Below are 11960 nucleotides of genomic sequence, written 5' to 3'. Positions count from 1 at the left end.
GGTCAGGCTGGTTATTTCTCGACGAAGGCCTTCTCGATCACGTATTGGCCCGGCTCGGAATGGTTGCCTTCGGCGAAACCGCGGGTCTCCAGCATGGTTTGCAGCTCGGCCAGCATTTCCGGGCTGCCGCACAGCATCACCCGGTAATCCTCCTTGTTCAGGGCGGGCAGGCCGAGATCGGCCTCCAGCTTGCCTTGCTCCAGCAGGGCGGTAATGCGGCCATTATGCTTGAAGGGCTCACGCGTCACGGTGGGGTAGTAGAGGAGTTTTTCCTTGGCCATTTCGCCGAAAAACTCATCTTCCATCAGGTCCGCCACCACCTTCTCGCCATAGCCGAGTTCGGCGATATGGCGGCAGCCATGCACCAGAACGAGCTTTTCATAACGCTCATAGGCGTCGGGATCCTTGATCACGCTCACGAACGGCGCCAGCCCGGTGCCGGTGGAGAGCATCATCAGATATTTGCCCGGCGTCAGATTGTCCTGGATCAGCGTGCCGGTGGGCTTGCCGCCGACGATGATCTCATCGCCCGGTTGCAGCTTCTGCAAATGCTGGGTCAGCGGACCGTTCGGCACCTTGATGGAGAAGAACTCCAACTGGTCCTCATGATTGGCGCTGCATAGCGAATAGGCGCGCAACAGCGGCCGCCCGCCGATGGGCAGGCCGATCATCACGAATTGTCCGTTGATGAAGCGCAAGCCCGGGTTGCGCGTGGTGGTGAAGCTGAACAGCCTGTCAGTCCAGTGCCGGACGGTTTTCACCGTCTCGGTATACATCGTCGCCAAGGTATTTTGCTCCGCACAAAAAATCCGGACGTGCTTATACAGTCCAGGAGGAAATGTTAACCTCTATTTTGACAATGCAGGCGCTAAAAACGCAAAAATCTCCTCCGTCCGGGTGGTTTTCCCGCCGGGGGGCGTTTCCGGCCGGCCGTGGGCTAGATGGCCATGGTGCCGGTTTCGTTGGTGCGGATGCGGATCGCTTCTTCCACCGGTGAGACAAAAATCTTGCCATCGCCGATGCGTCCGGTCCGCGCCGCGTTCATGATGGCCTCGATCGCGCGCTCCACCAGATTGTCGTCGCAGACGATTTCGACTTTCACTTTGGGAAGAAAATCAACGACATATTCGGCGCCGCGATAGACTTCCGAATGGCCTTTCTGGCGACCGAACCCCTTGGCCTCGGTCACGGTGATGCCTTGCAGCCCGATGTCCCCCAGAGCGTCCTTCACCTCGTCGAGCTTGAACGGTTTGATGATGGCTTCGATCTTCTTCATCTTTCGCAACACCCTTGTCGGGGGTGCTCCATGGTCAGGGTTGTAAAGGCCGGGAAGCGTTCCCGTGGCGGCGGGCCGCCTTATCCTGTCATGCGAGTCCGGCCAGCACAATGGCGCGGGCGAAACGATTTTGGGCATGCCGGGGAGGAGACGGGGGCGCGCCTTGGCGGCCTTGGCGCTTTGGGATAGATATTTCTCCGGTCGAGGCCGGAGTCGAAATGAACCCTACGAAATCCCTGGCGCGTGGAAAATACATCTTCCATGGCCATGATCCGGTCCTGGCGGCGGAATTCGCCGCTTTCCGAGAGTTTCTGGATGGGCTGGAGATCTCGCCGCCGCATCCGGCCCTGGCGCCGCTGTTGCTGCGCCATCTGGCCGAGGCCGGCTGGCTGGAGGCGCATGGCGTGGAGAGCGGCTTGGCCCGCGCCGCCGCCGCCCGCTCCGCCGCGCAATATTGCGTGGCGGAGCGGGCGGGCTTGCCGCCCTCCGCCCGTGCCGCGTTGCCGTGCTGGGTGGCGCCGATGGCGGCGGAAATCTCGCCCGGCCCGTTGCGCCTGGCCGAGCTGTTTGGGCTGGCGCCTGGCACGGCGGAGCGGCTGCACGAGGTCTGGGGGCTGCTTGGCACGGCCGATGCGCTGATGGAAACCGGTGGGGATATTCGCTTGGCGCGCGACCCGAAAACCGCCCTGAACGGTTATGGTTGCAGCCACAGGCCACGCCCCTGGGCGGTGACGTTCGCGTCTTCCACGGCGTCTTCCTCTTCGGAGCGCGGCTATATCGCCGCCGACAAGGCCCGCCTCGCCGCGACCGCGGCCCTGCTGCGCGGCAAGAGCGCCGCCAAGGCGGTCAATGATTGTATCGGCGCGGTCCGGCGCGGCATCGCCGGGGCGTTCGGCTTGCGGGCGGGAGAGGAGATCGTGCTCGCCGCCTCGGGCACCGATACGGAATTGCTGGCTCTCGCGTTGACCCATCTGGCGGATACGGGGATGCCCATCCAGAACATCCTGATCGCGCCGGAGGAAACCGGGCGGGGGGTGCCGATGGCGGCGCGCGGGCTGCATTTCGCCGTCGATACGGCGCTGGGGCACGATGTGACGTTCGAGGCGCCGATCGAGGGGTTCCGCGCGGATACGGCGCTGACCAATATCGCTCTGCGCGAGGCTTCCGGCGCGGTGCGCCCGCAGGGAGAGGTGGAACGGGAGATCGAGGTGGCGCTGGCGGACGCGCAGGCGCGCGGGCGCCGGGTGATCCTGCATGGGCTGGACCTTTCAAAGACGGGGCTGCTGGCGCCGTCTCGGGCTTTTCTGGCCAAGCTGCGCCATTTTTACGGCGATGCGTTCGATATTGTTCTGGATGCCTGTCAGGCGCGGCTTTCTCCGGCTTCGGTGCGGGCTTATCTCGATCTGGACGCCATCGTGCTGATCACCGGGTCCAAATTCTTCACGGGCCCGCCTTTCGCGGGGGCGGCGCTGCTGCCGGCGGGAGTCGCGGCGCGGCTGCGCGCGGGGAGCCTGCCCGCCGGGTTGGCCGCCTATTTCAACCGCGCGGAGTTTCCGGCCGATGCCCGCGCGGCCAGCCTGTTGCCGGCGGGGGGCAATTACGGTCTCGCCTTGCGCTGGCATGCGGCGCTGGCGGAGATCAAGGCGCTATTATGCGTTTCCCCGGCGCGCCGGGCGGCCATTCTCGGAGGGTTCGCCGAGGCGGTGGCGCGGGGGGCCGCCGCCACGCCGGGGGTGACGCTATTGCCCGCCCCGGCCATTCGCCGTGGTGAGGCGGATGAGCCATGGGAATGCCTGCCCAGTATTTTCACCTTCTCGCTTCGCGCGCCGATGGCGCCGGAACGCTGCCTGACGCCCGCCGAGGCGCGGCAGGTTTATGTGTGGCTGAACACGGACCTTTCCCCCTGGCTGCCCGAGCAGGCCGCGCTCGCGGCGCGGATCTGCCATATCGGCCAGCCTGTGCCGCTGGCGCAACCGGGCGGCGCGGGGCAGATGGGCGCGTTGCGCGTGTCCGCCGGGGCGCGTCTGATCTCGGGCGAGCCGTCTCACCGATCCCTGGCGCCACGGGCGCGCCTGGCCAGGGAGTTCGCCGATGTGGGGGTGGTGTTCGAGAAGATCGGTTTGATTCTGGCCCGTTGGGAGACGCTGGCGGCGGTAAATCCCAGCCCGGCCTATCGCCCCCGGAACATTGCCTAATATCTTGGATCTGACCCCCTCGGATTTCAGATCAGGGACGCTTGCGATGGACGATTGCAATGAATTCTCCAGCAATGAATTGAAGTCATTGGAAATCTCCGTGGAGGTCGAGTCGCTTTTGTGAAGCGTCTCTCCAAGAGGCTCTTATGTGTCTCTACGTCGAGACGAATGGGCTTAAGCCGGGGGCGCGGCGCGTAATGGTGCCGGAAATCGTCTGAATTTTTGGTTTGATTCCAAAATTAATCGTGGGTTTTTTATGATTTTGGCGTGGGGCGTGTCTCGTCTCTTGCCGCTGGCGCCCGGACATGGTGCAGTTCCGGCATGGTGAAGCTGGACAGGATTTACACACGCGGCGGCGATCAAGGCGAGACGTCCCTGGGGGATGGAACACGCGTCGCGAAATCATCCGCCAGGGTCGCCGCGCTGGGCGAGGTGGATGAAACCAATGCGGTCATCGGCTTGGCGCGGCTGGATGCCGACCATGCCGCCGATGCCATTCTGGCGCATATTCAGAACGATCTGTTCGATCTGGGGGCGGATCTATGCACACCGATCAGGGAGGGGGAACCCGCGGCGCTGCGAATCGTGCAGCCGCAGATCGATTGGCTGGAGGCACGAATCGACGGGCTGACGGCGGCGTTGCCGCCTCTGGCCTCCTTTATTTTGCCGGGAGGCTCTCCGGCCGCGGCCCGGCTGCATTTCGCCCGTACCGTGGCCCGGCGGGCCGAGCGCGCGGTGGTGCATCTGCTGGAAGCGCCGGACGAAGCCGTGAACCGGCTGGTGCCAGTTTATCTCAACCGTTTGTCTGACCTGCTCTTCGTGCTGGCGCGCGCGGCGAATGCCATGGGCGAGGCGGACAGGCTTTGGGTGCCGGCCGGGGGGAGGGATGGCTGACCCAGCACCGGACCAAGCGGGCTGGTCCATTGCCACGGAATTCGCCGCCCAGGGGGCGGAAGCGGCGGCACGTAATTTTTATGCCCTTTACGAAGGCAATAATTTCGGCGCGCCGGACCGTGGGGCGCTGGCCATCATCGCCCGTGCCCATGCGGATGGGCGAAGCAACTCCACCGGGGTGCGCGATGCGGTGCAGATCGCCGTGCACTCCTTCGCGGAAGGGTATTTTGGCGCGCGGCGCACGGTTTCACCGCGCAAGGCGGCGGTTTCGGCGCTGGCCTCGCTGAATCGCTGGCTGGCCGGGCAGGTGCAGGGAGAGTCCGGCTGGCATCTGGCGCCGGTTTCAGTGTCGGGTTTGCTGCTGCGCGACCGGCGCATCGGCATGGCGCAGGTCGGCGCGTGCCAGATGTACAGGCTGCGCGGCGGCATGCTGACGCCGCTCATGCCGCCGCATGTCCGTCCGCCCGATGCCGTGCCCTTCATGCCCACCAGGGCGCTGGGGCTGGAGCCGGAACTGGCGCTGGACATGGGGGAGGAAGAGGCCGAGCCGGGCGATGTTTATCTGCTGATCGCCGGGCTGGCGGCCACGGAGGGTGTGTATGCCGCCCTGGCGCCGTTGCTGGGAGAGGCCGGCGAGAAGGGATTCGCCGGAAAGGCCCTGGCGGCGCTGGAGCACCTGCCGGCGCGGGATAAATCGGTGATGGTGCTGCGGGTGCGCAGCCTGCCCGAGGCCGAACCCGAGATGCATATGCGCGCGGCGCTGGCGCGCCTGCCTATCCGTCCGCCCCCGCGTGAAGGCGATGTCTGGGATGATTTTGAAATTCGCCAGACCTTGTTCAAGGGCCGCTACACGCTGCTGGTGGCCGCGCGCGACAAGCGCAGCAACCGCGAGGTGGCGCTGAAGCTGCCATTGCCGTCGATGTTGCAGGATGAGGTTTTTACCGCCGGTTTCATGCGCGAGGCCTGGATCGGCACCGCCGTGCGCGGCCAGAACGTGGTGCGCTATATCGATGTGCCGGATGCGCGCCGGACATCGCTCTATCTGGTGATGCCGCTCTACCATGGCGAGACGTTGGAAAAGCGCCTTAACCGCGCGCCGCCGATGAGCCTGCCGGAGGGGATGGGGATTATCTTCAGGCTGTGCGAGGCGGTGCAGGATCTGGCTGCCATCGAGGTGGTGCACCGCGACCTCAAGCCCGACAATGTGATGTTGCTGGAAACCGGTGAGATCAGGCTGCTCGATCTCGGACTGGCATATCTGCCGGGGATCGACACGGCCAATGCCGCGCGCCCAGGCGGCACCATACGTTATATGGCGCCGGAATTGCTGAGGGGCGCGCCCGCCAATGCCCGCACGGAGGTCTATGCCCTGGCCGTGACTTTCTACCGCATGTTCTCGGGTGGCGCCTTTCCGTATGGGCAGCATGAAAAATGGCCCTTGCAGCGGTTGCGGGCGGACCTGCCCGCCTGGCTCGGCGAGGCGTTGGGCAAGGGGTTGGCGGCCAAGCCCGAGGAGCGTTTCGAGGATGCGGGGGCGTTTGCCCGTGTCTTGCAGATCGGCCTGGTGGAGGGGCGGGACAAGCCGGCGCCGCGCCGCTGGCGGCTGTTTGGCGATCTGCGGCTTTGGCGCGGGCTGGCCCTGCTGTTCGCGCTGCTGTTCGTGGTCACCTTGTTGCGGACAATGAAATGATCCGCGTGATTTATATGAGCGACCTGCATATCGAGATGCAGCGCCGCAAGCGCGGCTGGCGGGGGTTGTTTTTCCGTCGTTCAGCGCCGGCGGTTCCCACCTTGCTGGATGCATTGCCCCCGCCGGACCTGATCGTGCTGGCGGGCGATATTCATAACGGGCTGCTCAGCGTCGCTTATGCGGACAGCCTGGCCAAGCGTTACAATGTGCCGGTGGCGCTGGTGGCGGGCAATCATGAGTATTATTTCCACGATATCACTCATACGCGCGCGCAGTTGCGGGCCGCCGCGGCGGCGACGCAAGGACGGGTGCGGTTTCTGGATAATGAAGCATTTACCTTGGAGGTGCGCGAAGAGCGCCTGCATGTGCTGGGCGCCACGCTCTGGACGGATTTCAATCTGGACCATGATGTGGCGGCATCCAGCGAATTCGCTCTGGAGCGGATGAACGATTATCGCGTGGTCAATGACCAGACGATGCGGCTGACCCCGAAACTGACCCGTGAACGGCATTTTGAATCCAGGGCCTGGTTGCATACCACGATGGCGCGGCTGAAGGCGGACGACGCATCGACGCCGAGGTTGATCGTAACACATCACGCCCCGGCGGCGGCGTTTCTGGGCACGCGCGAGGGCCCCATCGGCCCGGCCTATGCCTCCGACCTGTTGCCTGAGTTCGCGCCCTACGCGCCGGCCTTCTGGGTGCATGGCCATACGCATTACCGGCATGAAACATTTTCCTCGGGGATCTGGGTGGTGTCGGCGCCGCGTGGCTATGCGCGTGAGCGCGACGGCAAGAATACGCCTTACGAACCCGGTATCTTGGAAATCTGACGCGGGCCGCATGGCTCCCATGCGCGGGCAATCCGTGGCGCGCGGGTATTTGACATCAAATAATTCTTGTGCATAATTCTATTTAACTATCAGGAAAACATCTTGCCGCGATGAGATATTCCGCTTTTTCCGTTTTCACGCAGGCACTGCGTGGCCATACAGGCTGGAAGCCCGCCTGGCGCAAGGCGGAGCCCGCGCCGTCCTACGATGTGGTGATTATTGGCGGTGGAGGCGGCGGGCTTGCCACCGCCCATTATCTTGCCAAGAACCATCCCGAGGTGGGGCGCATCGCGGTGCTGGAGAAGGGCTGGGTGGGCGGTGGCAATATTGGCCGCAATACCACCATCATCCGTTCCAATTACATGCTGCCGGGCAATGAGCCGTTCTACGAGTTTTCCATGAAATTGTGGGAAGGGCTGGAGCGGGATGTCAATTACAACGCGATGGTGAGCCAGCGCGGAATCTACAATATCTATCATTCCGACGCGCAGCGCGACGCCTATGCCAGGCGTGGCAATGCCATGATCCTGCATGGCGCGGGGGCGCAACTGCTGGACCGCGCGCAGCTGCGCAAGGAAATCCCGTATCTGAATTACGACGATGCCCGTTTCCCCGTGCAAGGCGCGTTGGTGCAAAGGCGCGCGGGCACGGCCCGGCACGATGCCGTGGCCTGGGGATATGCCCGCGCCGCGAGCCTGCGCGGCGTGGACATTATCGAGAATTGCGAAGTCACGGCCATATTGCGGGAAAACGGCAAGGCGGTGGGGGTGGAGACGACGCGCGGCACCATTCGTGCCGGCAAGCTGGCGATGGCGGTGGCGGGCTCGTCTTCCCTGCTGGCGGCGAAGGCGGGGTTGCGGCTGCCGATCGAGACCCATGTGTTGCAGGCATTCGTCTCCGAGGGGTTGAAGCCGCTGATCGACACGGTGATCACCTTCGGCGCCGGGCATTTTTATATCTCTCAGTCCGACAAGGGCGGGTTGGTGTTCGGCGGGGATATTGACGGCTATAATTCCTATGCCCAGCGCGGCAATCTGCCGGTGGTCGAGGATGTCTGCGAAGGCGGCATGGCGCTGATGCCGATGATCGGGCGGGCGCGGTTGCTGCGCAGCTGGGGCGGGCTGATGGATATGAGCATGGATGGCTCGCCGGTCATCGACAAGACGCCGATTGAAAATCTCTTCATCAATGCCGGCTGGTGCTATGGCGGCTTCAAGGCGACGCCGGCCTCGGGCTATTGCTTCGCGCACCTCATCGCGCGGGGGGAGCCGCATCCGGTGGCGGCGGCCTACAGGTTGGACCGTTTCGCCGAAGGTAAGCTGATTGACGAAAAGGGAGTCGGCGCGCAGCCGAATCTGCATTAATGCGAATCACCTGCCCGCATTGCGGTGAACGTGGCGTGGAGGAGTTTACCTACACCCAGGATGCCGAGCGCGCGCGCCCCCAGGATGGCGGCGCGGCCCCCACCGAGGCGTGGGAAGACTATGTTTATCTGCGCGACAATCTCAAAGGCCCGCGCAAGGAATATTGGTATCATGGCGCTGGCTGCCATGCTTGGCTGGTGGTGGAACGCGATGTATCGACCCATGAAATCCTGTCGGTGACGTTGCCATGACCGGCTATAGATTGGCGCAAGGCGGGCTGGTCGACCGTGCCAGCACCGTGAGCTTCAAATTCGACGGCAAGCAATATGCTGGCTATGCGGGAGACACGCTGGCCTCGGCCCTGCTTGCCAGCGGCGTGAAACTCTTTGGCCGCAGCTTCAAATATCATCGCCCGCGCGGCGTGTTCACCTCCGGTTCGGAGGAGCCGAACGCGTTGGTGGAGTTGCGCATGGGGGCGTATCGCGAGCCCAATAGCCGCGCCACGATGGCGGAAATTTTCGAGGGGCTGGAAGCCGCCAGCCAGAATCGCGGGTTTTCGCTGAAATATGATCCGCTCGCGGTGAATAATCTGTTTTCCCCCTTCTTCGCGGCGGGATTCTACTACAAGACCTTTATGTGGCCTGCTTCCTTCTGGGAGAAGGTCTATGAGCCGATGATCCGCCGCGCGGCCGGGCTGGGCCGGAATGCCGGCCTGCCCGACCCGGATGTTTATGAGAAAACAACGGAGTTTTGCGATCTTCTGGTGATCGGCGCCGGAGCGGATGGTGTGGCCGCCGCCCTGGAAGGGGCCGCGCGGGGCCTGCGGGTGATTCTCTGCGATGAGAACGCGCCCCTTGCCAGCTTGGATCTTCCGGAAACGGTCAGCTTCTTTTCCCGCACGACTGTCTTTGGTGTGTATGATGGCGGCACTTACGCGGCGTTGGAACGGCTGACGGACCATCTGCCCTCTTCCGCCGCGCCGCGCCAGCGTCTTGTCAAAATCGTCGCCGGGCGGTGCGTGCTTGCCACCGGCGCGCTGGAGCGGCCGATCGCCTTTGGGCATAACGATCTGCCCGGCGTGATGCTGAGCCGCGCGGTGGGGGATTATGTCACCCGTTATGGCGTGGCGCCGGGGCGCAATATTCTGCTTTATATCAATAACGACGATGCGGTGGCGTTGATTCCCGCACTGCACGCGGCGGGGGTGGGGCTGGCTGGTGTCGTGGATGCGCGGCCCAAGGGCAGCGACGCCGTGCATGCGGCCGCGCGCGCCGCCGGGGCGCCGGTCTATGATGGCGCCGCCATTATCCGCGCCATGGGGTATCTCGGCGTGAAGGGCGCCAGGATCCGTCTTGCCGCGGGCGGGGAATTGTCCTTGCCGTGCGATATCATCGCCACGTCCGGCGGCTTCAATCCGAATCTGGCGCTGACGTCGCATTTCGACGGCAAGCCGGTCTGGGATGAGCGCATTGCCACCTTCGTGCCGGGGGCGATGCCGCCGCGCATGGAAGCCGTTGGCAAGGCGGCGGGGCAGGGGATCAACCTCAATATCCAGCCTGTGTTCCATTCAGGGTTTTTCCCTGGAAAATCCTTCCTGGATTTGCAGAACGACGTGACGGTGAAGGATGTGAAGCTGGCCGAGCGCGAGGGGTTCGCCTCGGTCGAGCATGTAAAGCGCTATACCACGCTGGGCATGGCGACGGATCAGGGCAAGACCGCGAATGTGAACGCCATCGGCGTGCTGGCGGAGGCGCTGGGGCGCGGCATCGGCGAGACAGGCACCACACGCTTCCGCCCGCCTTATGTGCCGGTGGCCATCGGGGCGCTGGCGGGCGGGCACACGGGCAAGCATTTCCGCCCCACGCGCCTGACACCCACCCATGACTGGGCGGAAAAGCAAGGCGCGGTGTTCGTGGAAACCGGCATGTGGCTGCGCGCGCAATATTTTCCCAGGCCGGGAGACGATTGGCTGGCCGCCGCCCAGCGCGAGGTGAACGCCGTGCGCAATGGCGTGGGCATTTGCGATGTCACCACGCTCGGCAAGGTCGATATTCAAGGTCCGGATGCCGCGGTCTTTCTTGAACGCGTTTATACCAATGGCTGGGCCAACCTCGCCGTGGGCAAGGTGCGCTACGGGCTGATGCTGCGCGAGGACGGCATGGCGATGGATGACGGCACCACCGCGCGCCTTGGCGAGACGCATTTCGTGATGACCACCACCACCGCCAATGCCGGGCGGGTGATGCAGCATCTGGAATTCTGTGCCCAGGTGCTGTGGCCGGAGCTGGATGTCTCGCTCATCTCGGTAACGGACCAGTGGGGGCAGATCGCCGTGGCGGGGCCGAAATCCACCGCCACCCTGGCGAAAATCGTCGACGCGCCCTTCGATCTTTCCGATGAGGCGTTTCCCTACATGGCTTGCGGCGCGTTGACGGTGTGCGACGGTGTGCCAGCGCGGCTGTTTCGTATCTCCTTTTCCGGTGAGCGGGCTTATGAACTTGCCGTGCCGGCGCGTTATGCGCATGCCCTGGCGGATAGGCTGATGGGGGCCGGGGCCGAATATGGCATCGCCCCTTATGGCACCGAGGCCCTGGGGATCATGCGGATCGAGAAAGGCCATGCCGCCGGGCCGGAATTGAACGGCCAGACCACCGCGCACGATCTGGGGCTGCATAAGCTGCTCTCGAAGAAAAAGGATTTTATCGGCCGCGCCATGGCCGCGCGCCCGGCCCTGACCGATCCGTCGCGCCCGACCATGGTGGGATTGAAGCCGGTGAACGCGCGGGATGTCATCCGTGCCGGCAGTCATTTGCTGCCGGTGGGGGCAGAGGCGAAGCCGGAAAACGATCAAGGCCATGTCACCTCGGCGGCGCGCAGCCCCACGCTCGGCTCCATCGCGCTGGCTCTGCTGGTCAATGGCCCGGCCCGCCATGGCGAAACATTGCGGGTCTACGACCCGGTGCGCGGTGGGGATTTTCAGGCCATCGTCACCGCGCCCGTGCATTATGATCCTGAAGGGAAGCGCCTGCATGCTTGATGCCGCCATTCCGGCCTTCGCGCCGCATCCTTTCATTGGCGTGGCGCCGTGGCGGCGCATTCGCAGCCTGGCCGTGTACAAGACGACCCGCCCGGCTCTGGAGGCGGCCTTGGGTGTCGTGTTGCCCGCCACGCCGAAGCGTCTGAGCCTTGGCGACGCGGACATTCTCTGGAACGGCCCAGGGCAATGGCTGGTCCTGGGAGAGCTGGACATGCCCGAGACGCTCGCCGCCGTCACGGAACAGACCGATGGGCTTTGCCTGCTCACACTCTCGGGCCCGCACGCGGTGGAGGTTTTGAAACGGCTTCTGCCTATCGACATTGCCTGTTTCGCCGAAGACGATGTGGCCATCACCACCGCCGCGCATATCGGCGTTCGGGTCTGGCGCGAGGGGGCGGTTTTCAATCTGGCTTGTTTCCGTTCCTTCGCTGGGGCGCTGCATCATGCCCTCGCGCAGGCGGCCCAGAGTTTTCCCGGACGAGGTTGAAGGCAGCGCGGCGCGCGCCCTCCCTTGTTCCATTTGTTTCATCAGGAAGATCCCGATCATGTCCAAGGCCAAATTTGTGCTGACCCTTTCTTGCGTGAACCGTCCGGGGATTGTCGCGGCGGTCGCGACCTATTTGTTTGAGGCCGGCGCGGACATCCGCGAAGCGCAGCAATTTGACGATGTT

General features: G+C 64.2%; 11 protein-coding genes. 9 read left to right on the top strand and 2 right to left on the bottom strand.

What is annotated here, in order from left to right; translation table 11 throughout:
- Positions 1-11 precede the first annotated feature (11 nt).
- Positions 12-776, bottom strand: a complete 765-nt coding sequence (locus AB7D48_RS05625) for a ferredoxin--NADP reductase (RefSeq protein ID WP_427976667.1) — start codon at positions 774-776, stop codon at positions 12-14.
- A gap of 161 nt (positions 777-937) precedes the next feature.
- On the bottom strand, positions 938-1276 hold the full coding sequence (locus tag AB7D48_RS05620) for a P-II family nitrogen regulator (protein ID WP_427976348.1): 339 nt from the start codon (positions 1274-1276) through the stop codon (positions 938-940).
- A gap of 218 nt (positions 1277-1494) precedes the next feature.
- On the opposite strand from AB7D48_RS05620, the gene AB7D48_RS05615 reads away from it, so the two are divergent.
- The 9 genes from AB7D48_RS05615 to AB7D48_RS05575 form a co-directional block, all read left to right on the top strand.
- Positions 1495-3471 carry a hypothetical protein gene (locus AB7D48_RS05615; RefSeq protein ID WP_427976347.1) on the top strand — a complete coding sequence of 659 codons (1977 nt, stop codon included), beginning with the start codon at positions 1495-1497 and terminating at the stop codon, positions 3469-3471.
- A gap of 321 nt (positions 3472-3792) precedes the next feature.
- Positions 3793-4365: a cob(I)yrinic acid a,c-diamide adenosyltransferase gene (locus AB7D48_RS05610; protein WP_427976665.1), complete on the top strand. Its 573-nt coding sequence runs from the start codon at positions 3793-3795 to the stop codon at positions 4363-4365.
- Positions 4358-6055 (top strand): protein kinase domain-containing protein, encoded by a 1698-nt coding sequence (locus AB7D48_RS05605; protein WP_427976346.1) that lies wholly within the window; start codon positions 4358-4360, stop codon positions 6053-6055. Before AB7D48_RS05610 ends, AB7D48_RS05605 begins: the two co-directional genes overlap by 8 nt.
- A complete protein-coding gene (locus AB7D48_RS05600) occupies positions 6052-6888 on the top strand; it encodes a metallophosphoesterase (protein WP_427976345.1) in 837 nt (278 codons plus the stop codon). The genes AB7D48_RS05605 and AB7D48_RS05600 overlap by 4 nt, the downstream gene beginning before the upstream one ends.
- A gap of 110 nt (positions 6889-6998) precedes the next feature.
- A complete protein-coding gene (locus AB7D48_RS05595; protein WP_427976344.1) occupies positions 6999-8252 on the top strand; it encodes a sarcosine oxidase subunit beta family protein in 1254 nt (417 codons plus the stop codon).
- Positions 8252-8503: a sarcosine oxidase subunit delta gene (locus AB7D48_RS05590; protein ID WP_427976343.1), complete on the top strand. Its 252-nt coding sequence runs from the start codon at positions 8252-8254 to the stop codon at positions 8501-8503. The genes AB7D48_RS05595 and AB7D48_RS05590 overlap by 1 nt, the downstream gene beginning before the upstream one ends.
- The gene (locus tag AB7D48_RS05585) at positions 8500-11289 is read left to right on the top strand and encodes a 2Fe-2S iron-sulfur cluster-binding protein (protein ID WP_427976342.1); all 2790 of its coding nucleotides are present in this window, start codon (positions 8500-8502) and stop codon (positions 11287-11289) included. The genes AB7D48_RS05590 and AB7D48_RS05585 overlap by 4 nt, the downstream gene beginning before the upstream one ends.
- Positions 11282-11776 (top strand): sarcosine oxidase subunit gamma, encoded by a 495-nt coding sequence (locus AB7D48_RS05580; protein ID WP_427976341.1) that lies wholly within the window; start codon positions 11282-11284, stop codon positions 11774-11776. The genes AB7D48_RS05585 and AB7D48_RS05580 overlap by 8 nt, the downstream gene beginning before the upstream one ends.
- 58 nt (positions 11777-11834) lie before the next feature.
- On the top strand, positions 11835-11960 hold a 126-nt coding region (locus tag AB7D48_RS05575), incomplete at its 3' end, for an ACT domain-containing protein (protein ID WP_427976662.1).

The sequence above is a fragment of the Acidocella sp. genome, assembly GCF_050253495.1.
Lineage (GTDB): Bacteria > Pseudomonadota > Alphaproteobacteria > Acetobacterales > Acetobacteraceae > Acidocella.
The sequence above is the reverse complement of the archived record's forward strand: the minus strand, read 5'-3'. Positions and strand labels throughout refer to the sequence as shown.

Bases quoted from the DNA above. Each gene is read 5' to 3' on its own strand.
- AB7D48_RS05605 (WP_427976346.1), top strand. From the start codon at position 4,358: ATGGCTGACCCAGCACCGGACCAAGCGGGCTGGTCCATTGCCACGGAA.
- AB7D48_RS05580 (WP_427976341.1), top strand. From the start codon at position 11,282: ATGCTTGATGCCGCCATTCCGGCCTTCGCGCCGCATCCTTTCATTGGC.
- AB7D48_RS05595 (WP_427976344.1), top strand. From the start codon at position 6,999: ATGAGATATTCCGCTTTTTCCGTTTTCACGCAGGCACTGCGTGGCCAT.
- AB7D48_RS05625 (WP_427976667.1), bottom strand. From the start codon at position 776: ATGTATACCGAGACGGTGAAAACCGTCCGGCACTGGACTGACAGGCTG.
- AB7D48_RS05620 (WP_427976348.1), bottom strand. From the start codon at position 1,276: ATGAAGAAGATCGAAGCCATCATCAAACCGTTCAAGCTCGACGAGGTG.
- AB7D48_RS05585 (WP_427976342.1), top strand. From the start codon at position 8,500: ATGACCGGCTATAGATTGGCGCAAGGCGGGCTGGTCGACCGTGCCAGC.
- AB7D48_RS05590 (WP_427976343.1), top strand. From the start codon at position 8,252: ATGCGAATCACCTGCCCGCATTGCGGTGAACGTGGCGTGGAGGAGTTT.
- AB7D48_RS05615 (WP_427976347.1), top strand. From the start codon at position 1,495: ATGAACCCTACGAAATCCCTGGCGCGTGGAAAATACATCTTCCATGGC.
- AB7D48_RS05600 (WP_427976345.1), top strand. From the start codon at position 6,052: ATGATCCGCGTGATTTATATGAGCGACCTGCATATCGAGATGCAGCGC.
- AB7D48_RS05610 (WP_427976665.1), top strand. From the start codon at position 3,793: ATGGTGAAGCTGGACAGGATTTACACACGCGGCGGCGATCAAGGCGAG.